At 51.0% G+C, this 16,854-nt stretch carries 16 protein-coding genes; 10 read left to right on the top strand and 6 right to left on the bottom strand.

What is annotated here, in order from left to right; all coding sequences use genetic code 11:
* Window positions 1-4 precede the first annotated feature (4 nt).
* Entirely contained in the window at window positions 5-925 is a 921-nt protein-coding gene (gene mmsB, locus ACN06F_RS10375) for a 3-hydroxyisobutyrate dehydrogenase (RefSeq protein WP_281251941.1), read from the top strand.
* 192 nt (window positions 926-1,117) lie between these two features.
* Window positions 1,118-1,750 (top strand): glutathione S-transferase family protein, encoded by a 633-nt coding sequence (locus ACN06F_RS10370; RefSeq protein ID WP_125748799.1) that lies wholly within the window; start codon window positions 1,118-1,120, stop codon window positions 1,748-1,750.
* A 266-nt stretch (window positions 1,751-2,016) separates the two neighbouring features.
* Here the strand turns inward: ACN06F_RS10370 and ACN06F_RS10365 are convergent, their stop codons facing one another.
* Window positions 2,017-2,937 (bottom strand): ketopantoate reductase family protein, encoded by a 921-nt coding sequence (locus tag ACN06F_RS10365; protein WP_433923872.1) that lies wholly within the window; start codon window positions 2,935-2,937, stop codon window positions 2,017-2,019.
* Window positions 2,938-3,502: 565 nt separating this feature from the next.
* Between ACN06F_RS10365 and ACN06F_RS10360 the strand changes: the two genes are divergently transcribed.
* Both ACN06F_RS10360 and ACN06F_RS10355 read left to right on the top strand, forming a co-directional pair.
* A complete protein-coding gene (locus ACN06F_RS10360; protein ID WP_433923871.1) occupies window positions 3,503-4,999 on the top strand; it encodes an RNA-directed DNA polymerase in 1,497 nt (498 codons plus the stop codon).
* A 353-nt stretch (window positions 5,000-5,352) separates the two neighbouring features.
* On the top strand, window positions 5,353-6,036 hold the full coding sequence (locus ACN06F_RS10355; RefSeq protein ID WP_433923870.1) for a hypothetical protein: 684 nt from the start codon (window positions 5,353-5,355) through the stop codon (window positions 6,034-6,036).
* Between the two features lie 34 nt (window positions 6,037-6,070).
* Here the strand turns inward: ACN06F_RS10355 and ACN06F_RS10350 are convergent, their stop codons facing one another.
* Window positions 6,071-6,472, bottom strand: coding sequence for a hypothetical protein (locus tag ACN06F_RS10350; RefSeq protein WP_433923869.1), 402 nt, complete (start codon window positions 6,470-6,472; stop codon window positions 6,071-6,073).
* A gap of 47 nt (window positions 6,473-6,519) precedes the next feature.
* Between ACN06F_RS10350 and ACN06F_RS10345 the strand changes: the two genes are divergently transcribed.
* Window positions 6,520-6,675, top strand: coding sequence for a hypothetical protein (locus ACN06F_RS10345; RefSeq protein ID WP_433923868.1), 156 nt, complete (start codon window positions 6,520-6,522; stop codon window positions 6,673-6,675).
* A gap of 85 nt (window positions 6,676-6,760) precedes the next feature.
* On the opposite strand, the gene ACN06F_RS10340 is transcribed toward ACN06F_RS10345, so the two are convergent.
* Entirely contained in the window at window positions 6,761-7,261 is a 501-nt protein-coding gene (locus ACN06F_RS10340; RefSeq protein ID WP_433923867.1) for a lactoylglutathione lyase family protein, read from the bottom strand.
* Between the two features lie 94 nt (window positions 7,262-7,355).
* Between ACN06F_RS10340 and ACN06F_RS10335 the strand changes: the two genes are divergently transcribed.
* Window positions 7,356-8,225 (top strand): LysR family transcriptional regulator, encoded by an 870-nt coding sequence (locus tag ACN06F_RS10335; protein WP_433923866.1) that lies wholly within the window; start codon window positions 7,356-7,358, stop codon window positions 8,223-8,225.
* A 164-nt stretch (window positions 8,226-8,389) separates the two neighbouring features.
* Window positions 8,390-8,905 carry a GNAT family N-acetyltransferase gene (locus ACN06F_RS10330; RefSeq protein ID WP_433923865.1) on the top strand — a complete coding sequence of 172 codons (516 nt, stop codon included), beginning with the start codon at window positions 8,390-8,392 and terminating at the stop codon, window positions 8,903-8,905.
* Between the two features lie 75 nt (window positions 8,906-8,980).
* Here ACN06F_RS10330 and lhgO read toward each other — a convergent pair whose 3' ends face one another.
* Both lhgO and glaH read right to left on the bottom strand, forming a co-directional pair.
* Window positions 8,981-10,195 carry an L-2-hydroxyglutarate oxidase gene (lhgO, locus tag ACN06F_RS10325; protein WP_433923864.1) on the bottom strand — a complete coding sequence of 405 codons (1,215 nt, stop codon included), beginning with the start codon at window positions 10,193-10,195 and terminating at the stop codon, window positions 8,981-8,983.
* A 64-nt stretch (window positions 10,196-10,259) separates the two neighbouring features.
* Window positions 10,260-11,222: a glutarate dioxygenase GlaH gene (gene glaH, locus ACN06F_RS10320; RefSeq protein WP_095603091.1), complete on the bottom strand. Its 963-nt coding sequence runs from the start codon at window positions 11,220-11,222 to the stop codon at window positions 10,260-10,262.
* A gap of 251 nt (window positions 11,223-11,473) precedes the next feature.
* On the opposite strand from glaH, the gene ACN06F_RS10315 reads away from it, so the two are divergent.
* The 3 genes from ACN06F_RS10315 (at window position 11,474) to ACN06F_RS10305 (ending at window position 16,024) form a co-directional block, all read left to right on the top strand.
* On the top strand, window positions 11,474-12,100 hold the full coding sequence (locus ACN06F_RS10315) for a LysE family translocator (RefSeq protein ID WP_038485060.1): 627 nt from the start codon (window positions 11,474-11,476) through the stop codon (window positions 12,098-12,100).
* A 454-nt stretch (window positions 12,101-12,554) separates the two neighbouring features.
* The gene (locus ACN06F_RS10310; protein WP_231658437.1) at window positions 12,555-14,297 is read left to right on the top strand and encodes a hypothetical protein; all 1,743 of its coding nucleotides are present in this window, start codon (window positions 12,555-12,557) and stop codon (window positions 14,295-14,297) included.
* Window positions 14,294-16,024 (top strand): hypothetical protein, encoded by a 1,731-nt coding sequence (locus ACN06F_RS10305; protein ID WP_231658438.1) that lies wholly within the window; start codon window positions 14,294-14,296, stop codon window positions 16,022-16,024. The genes ACN06F_RS10310 and ACN06F_RS10305 overlap by 4 nt, the downstream gene beginning before the upstream one ends.
* A gap of 118 nt (window positions 16,025-16,142) precedes the next feature.
* On the opposite strand, the gene ACN06F_RS10300 is transcribed toward ACN06F_RS10305, so the two are convergent.
* Complete coding sequence (locus tag ACN06F_RS10300) at window positions 16,143-16,769, bottom strand: tyrosine-type recombinase/integrase (protein ID WP_231658439.1); 627 nt, start codon at window positions 16,767-16,769, stop codon at window positions 16,143-16,145.
* Window positions 16,770-16,854 lie beyond the last annotated feature (85 nt).

Below are 16,854 nucleotides of genomic sequence, written 5' to 3'. Positions count from 1 at the left end.
CCCCATCAATTTTCTAACAAGGACAATAAAGATGACCACTGTCGCGTTTATCGGTTTAGGCAATATGGGCGGCCCCATGGCGGCCAACTTGGCGAAAGCGGGCTTTAACGTTCGCGCGTTCGATCTTTCTGAACAAGCCTTGGAAACAGCGAAATCCCAAGGCTGTGAAGTGGCAGCCTCTGCAAAAGCAGCGGCCACCGACGCAGATTTTATTATTTCCATGCTGCCCGCAGGCAAACATGTGCGTGGGCTGTATGTGGATGGCGACGAGCCGCTGTTTGATGTCATCAAAAAGAGCGCTCTGGTGATTGACTGCTCGACCATTGATGCGGATACCGCCCGCAGCGTCGCTACCGCTGGCGCTGAAAAAGGCGTTGGCTTTGTCGACGCGCCTGTGTCTGGCGGGGTAGGCGGAGCGCAGGCCGGCACATTGAGCTTTATTGTGGGCGGTAGCGCGGCACAATTTGAACAGGCTAAGCCCGTGCTCGAGGTGATGGGTAAGAATATCTTCCACGCCGGCGACCACGGTGCAGGTCAGGTGGCCAAAGTGTGCAACAACATGCTGCTTTCCATTCTGATGGCGGGCACCTGCGAAGCGATCAATATGGGCGTGAAAAATGGCCTGGACCCAGCGGTGCTTTCCGAAATAATGAAACAAAGCTCTGGGGGAAACTGGGCGCTAAACGTTTACAACCCGTACCCCGGGGTGATGGAAAATGCCCCCGCCTCGAAGGGCTATCAAGGCGGCTTCCAGGTAGACCTGATGATTAAAGACCTGGGTCTCGCCATGGATGTTAGCCAGCAAAGTGCCTCACCAGTGCCCATGGGCTCTGCCGCACGTTCGCTATTCACCCTGCATAAAGCAGGTGGCAACGGCAAACTCGACTTCTCCAGCCTGCTGCAGTTTTATCAAGATAAGGAGTGAGGCTAAGGCGTGAATGGAAAATGGTGAGGAGCAAGTGATGGTGTAGCGCATGGTAGCGAGTTTTGCGCGGAACGAGCAGCGCTAGGCACCCGCGAGAGGGCGGCATAAGCCGCCTCTTGTCACTGGCCTCAAGGGCGGGCACACTCATTTTCTTCGCTATTCTCAGATGTATGCTCAGATAAAAGGACTGCCATGATTACGCTTTGGGGCCGCAATAACTCCACTAACGTCAAAAAAGTGCGCTGGGTGCTCGAAGAGCTCGGCTTGGCGTTTGAACAAATTCCGGCAGGAATGCAGCACGGGGTCAACAATACCTCAGCGTACTTGGCCATGAACCCCAATGGGCTAGTGCCGCTACTTAAAGACGACGCGACCGATAGCGTGTTATGGGAATCTAACACCATTATCCGCTACTTGGCCGCGCAGTATGGCCAAGGTAGCTTATGGGTAGATAACCCCGCCAAGCGCGCCCAGGCAGAGAAATGGATGGATTGGGCGAACAATACGCTTTCGCCCAGGCACCGCGTTATTTTGCAAGGGTTCGTAAGAACACCGCCGGAAGAGCGTGATAACGATGCTATTGATGCCGGAATGCTAGCCTGTGAAAGGTCATTTGAACTGCTAGATAACGCGCTGGCAAACCAAAGCCAACCCTGGTTTTCCGGCGATGAATTTGGCCTCGGCGACATCGCCTTAGCGCCTTTTATCTATAATTTATGGAACATTGGGTTAACCTGGCAGCGGCGCCCCAGCCTGGAGCGCTGGTACCAACAGCTTGCAGAACGCCCCGCCTTTCAGAACGTAGTGATGATTCCTGTAACGTGATATAGATAGCGGCCCTTCCTGATGAAGGGAGGGCGCTTTAGCGCGCTACAGTTTGCTAAACGGCTAAATACACGGGCTTTATCGTGCATTTATGCGATGGAGCATACGGGCTTCGTAGTGCGTGGTAAGCGAAGCGCACCCGCAATGGCAGCCCGGCGCAGCGGTTGTAAGTGGAACAGCACAGCCCTGACAGCACAGTAAATAAGGGCAATTTAATATTGCGGGAGGGCGCTTTAGCGCGCGATGATTCAGCCACTAAATGTTCCCTAAAACTCCGCCTCCAATTTAGCCAATTCGCTATCAAGCTCTTTCAGCACCCCACACGGCAAACCATGGCGTTCGGCGCTATCAATCAACGGCCCTAAAATCGCCCCGCGCTCGGTGGGACGCCTGGCCTCAACATCCTGCAACATCGAGGCCTTATTGTTAGCTGTGTTCTCCACCACCTGCCACACAAGCGCCAACCACGCGTCTTCACCTTCGCCACCATTCGGTGGTGCAATGTTTTCCTGCTTTAGAATCGCCGCGACCTCTTTGACCACCGCTGCCAAACGGCCTGCATAAGCATCACCGCGCAGCTCACCATTGCGCACGCCATTGAGCGCCACCAATGGGTTGATCGCCGCATTCACCGCCAATTTTTGCCACAAGCGTTGGCGTATATCGCTCACCGCCGTTGCGGTAAAGCCTGCCTCACTCAATAGCGCCGCTAACGTCTCCGCCAATCCAGCGTGCTGATTATCTAAATCACCGATAAACGTAGGCCCGCGCCCCGCGTGAACCACACCATCATCCCCAGTGAGATAAGCACCCTGAGTCGTCGTCGCGCACAGCACCGGCCCCGGCCACGCTTGTGTAATGCGCGGCTGTGCCAAAAAACCGTTCTGCCACAGCACCAGCGGGGTCGTGGGCGCAACCACATCGGCAATACTGGCAAGCGCCGCCTCGGCGGCCATGGCTTTGGTGGTGATATGTACAAACCCAGGTGCGGGCAGTGGATGAGAGGTCAGCTCTGCAACCGTAACGCTCGCCAGGCGCTGAGTTCGCTCTTCACCTTCAGGGGTGGTCAGGCGTTGTTGTTCAGGCAGCGCACGTCGGCCAATCAATATGGCGTCAGTGAAGGGCGAAAGCGAATGCGCCAACAGGCGACCAATGGCCCCAGGGCCAAGTATCCAATGGGAAGTCATCGTTGTTTTTTAGCCATTAGCAGCGGTGTTGCCGCCAAGCTTACCGTGTTCCGCATAAGGAAATGAAGGTGAGGTGAGCAGTTGCTTCACCGTAGCAGGACGTAACGTGCCGATGCAGTTGACCGTGCTAGCTTGGTTCACCGCATTGGTTTTTTGTTTTGGTGATAGAAGCTAAAGGGCGTTATGAGCGAATAGGCTCTAGGCGTGGCAGAAGACCGCAATGCGCGGCTAATGACTAATGACGGGGCTGAGGTTTATCTGCTAGCGTTAAGGCTAAGAAGATTTTGTTTGAGAGGCTGAGACGCGCCTCAGGGGAGAGGAAGGCTTGTGCGAAGTGGTATATGCAATATCGGCTTTCGACCCAAAGCGGACTTCGCTGAGACCGGATATTCATAAGTGCCTTTGGCTCACAATGCGCATTTTTCTGGCAAAGCGCATCGCGTAGACGGCATTTATTTCTCTAAATTTCAATGCATTATAACTATATGGTCAGGATGGTGGTGGCCAGAAAAACACGCATGCGCACTAATAAACTGTTCAGCGTCGCACAAGGGCTAACGAATAAATGAAGCGATTAATCGACCTAACCAATGAAGAAGCACGTGCTCATTTCTTGAAGGGGAGTAGCTACTTCAATGGCGATATTCCGAGCTACATTAATTTCGAGCCTATTTTGGCAAGTGTTTCGGAAATCTTAGGCGGCGCTAGTTTTAATCAGTTCAAGAAAAGCAGTCCAGCCGATTTTCCTGATGTAAATTACAATTTCATTGCCAACAAGGACGGAAGGTTTGCTTGGCGACCATATGAGTTGATGAATCCTGCAATATACGTCTCATTGGTAAACGTTATTTGCGACGAGGAAAACTGGGCTCTAATCATATCCCGTATGGCTGAGTTTGAGGATGGCGTCATCGACTGTTGCAGCGCGCCTGTAATGTCAGTGGACCACCAGACCGATGTTGCCACTCAGATTAAAGGGTGGTGGCAGGCTGTTGAACAACGCTCTTTGACTTATTCGCTGGAATTCAATCACCTTCTTCACACCGATGTGACAGACTGTTACGGCTCGCTGTACACGCATAGCATTGCATGGGCTATCCATGGGATCGAAGAAGCTAAGAAAAACAAAACTAAGAAGTCGCTTCTTGGAAACAAGATTGATTTCCACATCCAGGCTAGTCGTTACGGCCAAACAAATGGAATTTGCCAAGGCTCGGTACTTATGGACTTTATCGCCGAAATCGTACTTGGCTATGTCGATGAGCTTATCAATACTGAGCTAGGTAGCTGTACTGATATCCGAATCCTTCGTTACCGAGATGATTACCGCATTTTTGCAAACAGCGACGAACGTGCAGAATCAGTTCTTAAGGTTGTAAGCGATAAGTTGCGAACGGTCGGGATGAAGCTTGGGGTTTCAAAGACTTTTTCCAGCGGAAACGTAGTGGAAGGGTCTATCAAGCCAGACAAACTTGCAGGTATTGAACTGCAAGACCTTGGAAAAGAAAATGCCAAAACGATCCAAAAACAATTAATGAGACTCCATGCGTTCGGTCAACGATATCCGAATAGCGGTGCGTTACGTCGGTTAGTGGGCGATTTTCACACTAACGTTTCTAGCCAAACGGAATCTCCCGGCGACCTCGATGTTCAAGTGGCAATCGCAACAGATATTGCCTATGTGTCTCCAGCAACTTTTCCCGCTGTAGCTGGAATTTTGAGCCATCTTATTGCGCTTGCACCAACCGAAGACAAGGTTCGACTCTGGACTAAAGTCCGAGAGAAAATTAAGCGGGTTCCTTACAACGGTTATCTTGAAATATGGTTGCAGCGAGTAACTCAACCAAAAGCCGTGGGTATCCCATTCGATAGTTCTGAGCCAATTTGCCAGATAGTTAATGGTGGAGCACCGCAATTGTGGGGGTGTGACTGGATCGCTAGTGAAGCTTTGAAAAATGCGATTGATGTGAAAAGTATTGTGGTTGCGGACGTAGCAGAGGCAACAGAAGTGATTGAACCCGAAGAAATCGAGCTGTTCAAACAGAATGCTTGGGCATACTAACATTCTAAATAAGGGTGTCGTAAATGGTGCTGAACAAAGCGTTGCATCGGACAAGCCGGTGAACGCGGCGTTATATCAGCACTACCGCAATGGCCGCTCCTGGCCGCAATGCGAAATTAATTACGCAGCCTCGACACGTAGTCTATTCTGGTAAATAGACGTTGTTGTTTAAATGCGCAGCATAGCATTGTTGAACAGTAGAGGAGCCTGTTAGTACCCTCGGTGTCTGAAATCTTGGCGATGTTTTTGTTGCAGTGGGCTGCCAATGCCACATTACAAGAAAGAAAAGTGGGTTCAGTTTTAAGCGTGCTTCACTTAAAGGTAATGCCATGGTTAGGTGCACAACATGTTCGTTGTTAATCCGTGAGTCTCGTATCGCTTTCGCCGCCCGGGTTGGAGGTGATGAAAAAGCTGAGGCTTTTAATCATGCACTAGTGATAGACCGAGAGAGCAATGATCCATTTCCATTTGTGGCAGTTTACTGTTACGCAGAAAGGCCAGAATTCATTCAGCAACTCGGTACAGAACTTCGCACCGATGAGATCCAAGAACATGAGCTATTTAATCGAGAGCATGATTGCGTATTTTATCAACCAGCAACCGGCCATCACGACCTAGAATATGCGATTAACTTATACAATGAGCAGCGAGTAGCTATGACGATGACACCGGTAACAAATATAGTGGCAGGTGGAACGTTCATCCAGAGTCAGGTTGGAGTCGTCAACAGCTCTTTGGATGGGTACATACGCGCGCTGGATGTTAATGCCTACTGCTCTGACGCTGAGCGCGAGCTAAAATCGGTCTTGGCGGAGCTGCGCCGTAGCATCGAGATAGATGAGAGCCTAACGCCAGCGCAGCGTCAGGCCGCAGCATCGGATATCGCAATTTTTACTGAAGAGATGTCTAAGCCAGAGGGTGTGCAGAGTGAAGATACGAAAAGCGTATTCTGGGATCGCCTTAACACGGTTACAAATGCTTCATCTGCATTGAATTCGCTAGTCCAAACAATCGGACGCATGACAGGACTACTTTAGTCTAGACGTTTTCGGTATGACTCGAATCGTGGGCTTAAAACTCAGACTCATGGCCGCCTATGTGTGTTATGTAAAGTTTACTGATCATAACGGCCACTGCCCGGCACACAGAAATCAGCCATTTTCCAGCTATTACTGTTAACACTTGGGTATATAGTCCTAAGGGCTGTTCCTGGCCATATAACGACAGCTTGGCTTTAACCGTCGTTTGGCTAATCCATGAGATAGCTCCGAAAACGCGACGAGGCTTGAAGGCGGCGAGTGAAAGTACGCCTATCCACCTTCGCGGTGCGGGGGAACCACCATGATACGGGCAATCTTGTTGGCAATTCTTCTTGCCGTAATACTCGCGCACCATAAACAGGCACCCAGAAGTAATCGTGTTGAATACTGGCGCCACCCAATTATGGGTATAGAAGACATACTGAATACCCATCGGGCGGCTCCTGATGCGACCATCATTGCAGTGCATATGGAGATGCCGTGAACCATGTGACGCTGGGCCGTAACGAGCTGGCTGACTACGTGCAGGATGAGGGGCTTAAGAAAAAGCGGGACTGTGCTGAATGGTGGGTAACCGAGCCTAAGCGAACGTGCTGGGAAATACAGCAAGGCGCTAAGTTTGGAAATGCGGCCTAATGTTAATTAACTTATAAAAAGTTAATGAAACTGGCGTTTTTAAAGCAGGCTTATCAAGCCTGCTCGAATTCTAATCGCTAATAATTTAGTAGGCGCCTTCGCTGTAGGTCAGTTCGTAGCTATGGCTATAGATTTCCACAATGTTTCCGAATGGATCTTCCATGTAAATCATGCGATAGGGCTTCTCACCTGGATAGTAGTAGCGTGGCTTTTTCATGCGCCGCTTACCACCAGCGGCTACGATACGGTCAACAAGTTCTTCCAAATTGGGGTCTTGCACAGAGAAGTGAAAGACGCCGGTTTTCCAGTATTCAAAGTTATCCTCTGGGTCGGTCTGATTCTTGAACTGAAAAAGCTCGATACCTATCCGGTCTCCGGTAGATAGATGTGCGATTCTGAAGCTTTCCCACCCGGCTCCGAAGACATCCGTGCACATCTCTCCTATGGCGCTATCGTCTTCTTTGATCTCGGTGGGTTCCATGATCAGATACCAGCCCATCACTTCGGTGTAGAACTGTACGGCTCGCTCAAGATCCGGTACAGAAATACCGATGTGTGAGAAACTTCTTGGGTAAACGTTGGGCATTGCCTGTCCTCCTCTGGTGTGACTGATAGTAGGTTACAGAACGCCTTTAATTACTTAAAATTATCATTTTTGATTGTGATAATTATGGATAGTGATGATAAACACCACCTGGTTAACTACCTTTTGCACCCTCGTTGATGTAGGACATTTCACCCGTACGGCCGAACGTCTCCACATGACTCAGTCAGGGGTGAGCCAGCATGTGCGTAAGTTGGAAGAGCAACTTGGTGTTGAGTTGCTAATCCGGGAGGGGAAGAAATTCTCACTCTCGCAGGCAGGCGAAAGGCTATACATCGAAGCGCAGAACATTCTGCAGGCGTTATCGAGTTTGGAGCAGGCAGTCCAAGAAGATTCGCCTTACGAAGGGGTAGTTCGGGTGATGTCACCCGGGAGTGTTGGGCTTAAGCTATATCCACGCTTATTGGCGCTGCAGAGTAAGTATCCAAAACTCATAATTGATTACCGCTTTGCACCCAACTCCGACGTAGAAACCGCCATCGCCGAATCTTCCGTGGATCTTGGCTTCATGACGTCAAAATCTACCCTGGCCGAGGTCAGTTGCACGCCTATCGCGGAAGAGTCATTGTTATTGGTGACCCCTGAGACCATTGAGGAGCCATCTTGGGAGACGTTGATGGCCCTCGGTTTTATTGACCATCCTGATGGAAGTCACCACGCCAACCTGCTGCTTAGCAAAAATTATCCTGAGTTCCAGCACAGTCATCAGTTTCTAAGAAAGGGGTACTCAAACCAGATCGGGTTGATTCTGGAGCCTGTCAGCATCGGGCTGGGGTTTACAGCATTACCGGCTCATGCGGTTGAGGCGTTTCACAAGCCCGAACAAATAAAGGCTCACCGACTTCCTAACCCGGTGAGTGAGACACTATACCTTTGCATCCGGCGTCACCGGGGATACCAGAAGAGAATAGAAACGGTAATAGCGGAAGCTAGGTGCTGGCTCTGAGTCCGATTGATATTTAACAAAGCATTGCAGCGAACAAGCCACTGAGTATGGCATTACATTAGAAGTATCCGAAAGTTCGCTTTTACCCGGATACTGACCAAAGCGACTGGTAACAAACTTATTAAATCACCCGAAACCTCTGCACCATGCAGCAAGTCCCCTATATGAAAAACTTCAACATCAAAGTACTAACCCCTGAGAATTGGGCGTTGTACAAGTCCGCTAGGCTGGAATCGCTCAAGGATTCCCCTGACTCGTTTGGTGCCATTTACGAGCAGGAATCTGTATTGTCGGATTCTGATTGGCAAGCGCGCTTAGATCTTAGCGCGCGGGGGCTTGTGGCTTTTCCGTTAGTGACAGAGCAGGGTGGCCGGCCGGTGGGGCTTGCTTGGGGTGTGATACATGCGCCAGAGGTGGAAACCGCTCACATCTACCAAATGTGGGTTTTGCCTGCGGCAAGAGGGAAAGGCATCGCCAAGGCGCTTCTGGGTGAAATTAAAACCTGGGCGATAGATAAAGAGTGCGATTGTCTCGCGCTTGACGTTACAACCAGTAATGAGGCAGCAGTTTGCTTGTATCGGTCGTCTGGATTTATGGCGAAGGGGCAGCCGATGCCGCTTCGGAGTGATTCATTTCTTATGATGCAGCCTATGGTGAGGGCGTTACGTAGTTTTGGCTAAGTAACCGCTGAATAATATTTCGGACGCAAACTATGCGCCCGAAACAGGCTCGTTACTAAGCAGCTTCGTGAGTTCCTAGCATACTACGGCGGCGCTATCGCCAACCTGCTGCTTAACTTTCTCTACGATATACGCCCCAATGGGAATAGCAGACGTCGCCGCAGGCGAGGGTGCGTTACACACGTTGACAGTACGCGGCGTGTTGACGAACAGGAAGTCATCGACCAGCTTGCCATCGTTGGACACCGCCTGGGCGCGCACGCCAGCCGGGTAAGGCTCAAGATCTGCCAGTGTTAAGCTTGGGCAGTACTTACGCACTTGCTGAAGGTAGCCTTTTTTATAGAGTGAGTTCTTAAACTCGGAAAGCCCTGGACGCAAGTTGTCTTTCAGCACTTGGCGGATGCCGCGGTGGCGCAGCATGGCGAGCGTGTCGGAAAACGAGATGTCGGTCTTTCGATAGCCTTCACGTTTCCAGGCCAGCACCGCGTTGGGGCCGACCGTTACGCTGCCGTCAATCATGCGCGTCAGGTGAACGCCAAGAAACGGCATCGAAGGGTCAGGAATCGGGTAGATCAGGTGATTAACGATTTGATTGTGCTGCGCGGGAAGGCGGAAGTACTCGCCGCGGAACGGGCAGATGGTGAAGTCTGGCTCGATACCCAGCATGCGTACCACTCGGTCTGCCATCAGGCCAGAGCAGGACACCATATAGCGGGTAGAAAAATCGCCCTGGCTGGTGGATACCACCACCTCATTGGTTCGCTCATTTAAGCCGGTCACTGAAGTGTTGTAGCGGATCTCACCGCCAGCGGCTTCGAATTCGCGGCCCATAGCGGCAGCCACTTCGGCATAATTGACGATACCGCTGGAGGGGACAAAGATACCGCCGACGCCGGTGATGTTAGGCTCACGTTCGTTCAGTTCTTCTGCCGTCAGCCAATACCGCTCCAAGCCATTAGCCTCCGTGCGCTCCCACAGTGCTTTCATACGCTGGAGTTCGAGGTCATTCGTGGCGACCAGCAGCTTGCCGCATTCGTCGTAGGCAATGCTATGCTCGTCACAAAACGCTTTGGTGGCGAGGTTTCCCTCTAGACAGAAGCGCGCCTTTAAGCTGCCGGGCGTGTAGTAAACCCCAGCATGAATCACACCACTGTTGTGGCCTGTTTGATGGCGGGCAGGGCCATCCTCTTTCTCGACCAGCAGCATCTTCTTGTCAGGGTAGGCGCGGATAAGCTGCATGGCAGTCGACAGCCCAAGAATGCCGCCCCCGATAATAATGTAGTCGTACATAGGCGTCTCGGTAGCCAAGGGAAAATGGCCACCGTCATGGCGGTGGCCAGCTTATTCTAAATGATTATACCTGACGCGGCTGACGTAGTGTTTTGGCATGGGTGAAATAGCCACGCTGACGCATCAACTCACGACGCAGGTCAGGGTGCGGGGTGAAGCGATCGCGACCATGCAGCCAGAAGTGATTGTTAATCAGCAGGAAGCTGCCAGTAGCGACCGGAACCGATAGCTGATGTTGGCTACCTTCCAGCGAATCAGACAGATCAGCTAGCCAGTTACCTTCTTCAAAGTTCTTCGGCTGAACGAACTGGTCAATGTAGGCCATGATCGGGCGACCCTCGGTGTCCACATCGAACACGGGGTGGTAGATGTCGCGATCAACATTCTTACTGGGCGGCGCGGTCCAGCGCATGTTACGGCGCGCCAGTGGGTGAGAGTAGAAACTGTCTAACCCTTCCCAGTCATCGAGGTGCAACAGTAACGAGTTGCCGCCTTGCATGTTCTGTTCGTCAACTTTCATCATCAGCACGTAGTCGGTGTCCTGCTCCACGAACGTGCCGTCGTTATGCAGCTCCATCACGCGGTGTGGCTGACGTAGGTAGCTGTCTGAGTTATCGACATTCTTCACCACAAACCGCGCATAGTACTGGCCGCTCATGGCATCGTAATTTGAGCGTCCCATCAAGTGAGCCACCGCCGTGGCGAATATCACCATCTCGTCGGCCTGCTCAACCTGATCCAGCCCCTCTGGCGTCACCAGAAATGCCCCTGTATCCCGATCCACCATGGTATCGATCAACACCGGCTGTAGGGTGTTCTTACACAGGTCATCAAGAATCTTGGCCACTCGAAAACGCAGGAAAGACTTATATTCCAGTGCCTGAACCGGCCATTCCGACACGGCGTCAAGAAACGCTTTCACTGTTTCCTTAGGGAAGCTCAGTTGCAGTAAGCGGTCCGACTGCGGTGAGCGGCCAAGGGTGAAACCATGATGCTGCTGTGCGGGGATAGTGGCTGGAGCGTTCATTGGACGCCTCTCTTTAGCAAAAGGGTGAAAAAGAACCGACTGAATAAATAACCTACGCTTAAAAAATATCTACATTTTTATATTTCGTCAACGTTTTATATTTATTTAGTTAAAAATATGGTGCGGGTTCGACCGCAAGGGGAGCTCACATCGTCAAAATAGTGGGATATCAGAGGGCGCTGCTAATGGGGGACTCCAGCCTTCTGCGGCTTATGCTAACTTAGTCATTACCACGTCTAAGGTGCTGTCCCATGTCTATCGAAATTTGGTTTGCCTTTGCGCTTGCATCCGTGGCCTTGCTCGCTATTCCTGGGCCGACGATTTTGACGGTTGTCAGCTACTCCATCGCCCAAGGCCGACGCGCTAATATTCCGCTTGTCGCTGCGGTTGCTCTAGGCGATTCCACGGCGCTGATTTTTTCGCTACTTGGCTTGGGTGCTGTTTTGGCCGCTTCGGCGTTTTGGTTCACCGTTATCAAATGGATTGGCGGTTTATACCTGCTCTATATGGGTATAAAGCTGTTGCGTGCCGGGATATCGTCGGTTCAGCCGGTAACACCTGCGGTATCAGGATCGCGCTGGAAGCTGTTCACCAATACCTATTTGGTAACGGCACTGAACCCCAAGGGCATCATCTTCTTCGTCGCCTTTTTGCCGCAATTTGTTAGCCCGGGCGCTAATGCGGGGCAGCAGTTGTGGATTCTGGCAGTCACGTTCGTGGCGTTAGCGACACTCAATGCCACGCTTTACGCGGTGTTTGCTTCATCCGTACGCAAGATGCTTGCCTCACGCCGCGCCCAGCGCCGTTTCAATATAGTCGGCGGAACGTTACTTTCTTCGGCAGGTGTGTGGGCGCTGCTGGCCAAACGACCTGCATAATAAGCGGCCTGCGAAATAGGCGGTTGGTGATTTTAGACAGTCAGGAAGCCGACGGAATTAATCATGATCAGGGATGCCGGTATTCACAATAAGTGGCGGCATCACGCGCCTATCCATGGTGAGACCAAAGCTAGATGACTAATTTCTAATGACGGCAGCACTTATTATCTGCTAGCTTTGAGGCTAAGTGGATTTTGATATTTGCAGGTTGTTGAATAAAAGTAAGCGGAGTCGGTTACTGCGATTAGACACCTTGCTAGAAGTCCGTTTTCGACCCAAAGCGGACCGTCATGCAGGGTGCGGCATATGTCGGATCATCGACGTGGAGGGCGGATAGCTGCCGTTCGCAGCAGGTAAAAAGTCGCGACAGTCTGTGTGAAAATTACTTGCACCTTGTTGAGAGGCAGTAGTTTCCAACGACTGGTCTGCGCGGTATGGTTGTGCAAAGAATACATTGCTGAACGAGGCCGGCAGCGTGACAGAAAAAAGTGATTTAGCTCAGCTGATTATCGATGGCGATGCCGTCGGACGCCTTATCCCAATCATTCTCGACTTCGAATACAAAGACAGAAAACGTGATCTAGGCGGTTTCTTAGCTGACCTGCACAACTCGGGTGAAATCGCACTGCTCTCGAACGACAACCTTGAGGCCATACGACGGCTTGAGCACAATGAACTTTGGATGATATTCGGCGTGTTGTCTAACGCTATTGAGCACGTGGTCGATGATTATCCCGCTGTGCAGCAGTTTGCCGAGTGTCTGGTCGAGAGAGCGGGCAACGATGGGGCTTCTCACACTCCGTTTGTGTCATTCGTTCGTTGGTGCGAAAAACACCCCTCACAAGCCAGAAAAATTATAACAGGCGCAAAAGACGGCCAAGAGGATTGCCAACGTTCCTGTGTGTTTGCCTTACAAGGTCTCAATGACTTTGGATACTTGGTAGATTTCTTAGAGGACAGTAGAGCGGAATTCCGATCTATAGGATTTCGCGCCTTAGTAAGGCTCAAGAACATGACATCACAGGACGACCAAACTGGTATAGATGCTTGCCTTTCGGAAATTCAAAGCCCGTCTTCTGATGATGCGCGAAATGCTGCTATTGAGGCCGTTTTTCGCATTTGGGACAATGATTCGACCAAGGAAAAATATCGGCAAGACGAAGCGATAAAGTCCCTTCTCGCCCAGCCGACAGATGACGACTTGGTGCGCCTGTGCGCGATGCTTTTCTATCACAAGAATGCATCCACAGAGCAAACTATCAGTGCAGTATTGAGTAGATCACAAAGCATATCCTCCAGCTTCGAGACAGCAAGCCACTGGATAGATAACGCACTAACCTGGAAAGATGAACGCTGGTCATTCAAGGAGGTGATTGCGTTCATAGAGGCCATGGTTCCGCACTTCGAGCAGCCAGCAAAGAGCAAGCAGTTTCATAGCTTTTGCGAATGGGTTTGGGAAGAACCTGCAAACACTTCATACCTTTTCGCGCGCTGGCTTAATTCTGGCGACTTCTCCTTATGCAGCTTCTTGGCCGAAATGGTCAGCGGCGGAGATAAGGGAGCTGCGCTATCTCTCCTGCCGCAAGACTTACCTCCAGAAGCGGTAGATCAAGTCTTTCTAGCCCGAAAATGTATCGGCTTTCTTTGGCTGCATGAGATCACGGCGGCGTCAATTCTGCTCAGCCTAGTGGAACATGGACATTCAGATGCTGTTCCGGTGATCGAAGGGCTTCTTTGGGAGCCTCTTCTGCTTAGCTACTCAAGTGAGCTTAGACCATATCTTGAGCAGCAAGCGTCTAGTGCTTCTCCGATTGTGGCTAAGGTAGCTCAAGACCTGATAGCGCGACACAAGGCGTACATCGAGGGGCTTGAAAAGGCACAGGACCTTAGCGAACTTGAGCCATCAAATGAAGCGAGACGGGCCGCGGCGATCAAAGATCACCAGAGAAACACGGATATCCAAAAGCAAGCGCGCAAGATGTCTATACTTGGCGATCTGTTTCATACTGCGACGATGCTCTACGGTCGCAAAAGCTTCAGTATGATCACGGGTGCTGATGGCGAGAAGTTTTCAAGCATCACCCCGCTGAGCGAACACTCCTATAGCTATGAATTTCCTCGTTTGTCTGTAGTTGATCCGGTTGGATTTAATGCGCTTCTCACGGTTTGTAGGGTCGAGCAGAGAAAAACAAAATGAAACTGATACTCAAAGAATATCTTGCCTCCCTTAAGGAACGAGGTGACCTTGACAAAGCGTTGTTGCCCAACCTGCTTTCTGCGATGGGCTTGCAGGTTCTTAAAACCCCAATGATCGGGACGCGCCAAGATGGAGTTGATATTTCTGCTGTAGGTCAGTTGCCAGACGATGATCGGAAGTATCTTTATTTGCTCTGCGTCAAGGCAGGAGACGTAGGGCGCAGCGATTGGGATGCAGGGCCACAGTCAGTGCGTCCAGAGTTGCAGGAAATACTGGATGTCTACATAGGTTCGAAAGTTGCAAAAGAGCATCAAGGTTTACCGATCAAAATATGTTTGTGCATGGGGGGTGAGTTAAAAGAAACTGTTGAGGGCAACTGGGCTGGTTTCACGCAGAAAAACGCGACAAGCGAAGTATGCTTTGAGCTATGGAATGGCGACCGCCTAGCTGGATTTATGGAAAAGTCTTTGTTGGCTCGGGAGTTGCTGGACGAAACAGCGCGAAGGAATTTTCAGAAAGCCCTTGCAATGGTGAACGAGCCAGAGGCCTGCTACGAGTACACGAGAAGTTTTGTCGCCATCGTTCTCTCCGAAGAGGAAATGAAAGACAAAGAGCGCCTATTGAGGCTCAGGCAAGCGTATATTTGCCTCCACGCCATTTGCGCTTGGGCCGTTGAAGCAAAGAGCCTCGATGTTGTTTATCGGATATCCGAATTGGGCTTGCTGTTCTGCTGGGATGCAATGCGAGAACAACCAGTCAAGACGAAGCCCACCAAACATCAAGTCGCTCTGACGGAAATTTTGGATCAGTACGTCAGGCTCTATTTGATGATGTCCGAGATTTATTTTGACAAGGTCCTGTACCCTCATGCCGAGACGCTTCATGCCCTATCGGTTTCGGTAAAGTCGCGAGAAGCGGTCGATGCCAATCTTGCGATGTTCGACTTACTCGGGCGTGCGGCCACCCGTGCAATCTGGACGGATTTGTTCGGGAAAGCTCTCTCGGAGGCGAACCCCGAGTTGGCTCGCAGTCTGAACGAGCAGACAAAGAAAATGCTGGATATGTTGGTGGCCCTGATCAACAACAATCCGACTTTGGGGTCTCCGTTTAAGGACGATCATATGATCGAGGCAGCCTTGGTCATGTATCTCGCGCAACAAACATCGTCAGGGAGGCGATTTATGCCTTGGTTTTATGCCATGGCTGAGAATACATCGTTCGCGCTACTAACCAATGCCAGCTACCCGACGTGCTTTCGCGACTACAACGATCTGCTTGCTCATCCTGCGAGTAATGAACAGGAGTACCGTGATGAGGCTTGTGTTGGCAGTGTCCTTTATCCCTACCTATTCACTTGGCTTCAGTATTGCGCCGAACAAGTTTTCATTGAAGAATTCTCCAGACGACTTTCCCAAAAAATACCCGATTGCACACATCAGGCGTGGTTCCCCGATGAGGAGACAGACCAAAAAATCTGGCGTGGGGATACCTACCATGGGATTTGCGTGACTGACTTGTCGCCAGCACGTGGAAATGCGGAGATAGCAGATGCCTTGAACCTAGCAATCAAGGAGTGTGGGGCAATTTTTGAAATGACAGCGATGAAGCGAGGACTGGTTCCACTTTTCTTGACGGCCTGTAGGCACTACCGCTTGCCTATCCCGCCAACACTTTGGATGCCGCCGCAAAGCAATTCAGATGAGGCTCTGGTAGAGCCCCATTCATAGTAGAGCAAGAAGCCTTTTTGCCCTTTGGCGAAAGCTGCGCCGCAGCACCGTCGGGGGCCGTCAATGTCCGCATTTGGCCGGTCAACGACGGCCCGAAATAGGCCGTCGTTTACCCTCATCAAACTTCTGTCTGTTCTGCCATTTCTAACGCGTCATCTACCTCTATCCCTAGATACCTGACGGTGCTTTCAAGCTTCGTATGACCCAGGAGCAGTTGCACGGCCCTCAAGTTTTTCGTGCGACGGTATATCAGCGAAGCTTTCGTGCGACGCATCGTGTGCGTGCCATAAATTGACGCATCTAGACCTATTTCGGTAACCCAAGCTTTGACAATACGGGCATATTGGCGCGTTGAGAGATGCTTTGCGCTATTGATTCGGCTGGGAAATAAAAAGTCTTCGTTTCGGAGCTGAGCCAGCTGTATCCAGTCAATAATAGCGATGCGCGTTTGCTCGGTTATTTCGAACTGAACAGGTCGATGCGTTTTTTGCTGCATCACAATCGCTCGTGGGGATATACACGCACCATGAGCTATATCCCGTACTCGTAAATTGACGAGGTCGCAGCCTCGTAATTTGCTATCGATGGCTAAATTGAAGAGGGCGAGGTCTCTCGTCTTTTTGGCAAGCTGTAGACGAACACGGATGGCCCAGATGTCTCGAAGGCGCAGAGGCGCCTTCTGTCCAACCAACTTGCCTTTATTCCAAGGTGTAGGTGTACAGAAGATTTCAGTCGGAACGTTCATGGCATGATCCTCCATCAGGTGGAGGTCAAAGAATGGATCAATTCGTGCACATCATGTGCTAAGGTTAATTTAAAGTCGGGGCTCG

The organism is Vreelandella sp. 21, from assembly GCF_050995515.1.
In the GTDB taxonomy this organism is placed as follows: domain Bacteria; phylum Pseudomonadota; class Gammaproteobacteria; order Pseudomonadales; family Halomonadaceae; genus Vreelandella; species Vreelandella alkaliphila.
The sequence above is the reverse complement of the archived record's forward strand: the minus strand, read 5'-3'. Positions and strand labels throughout refer to the sequence as shown.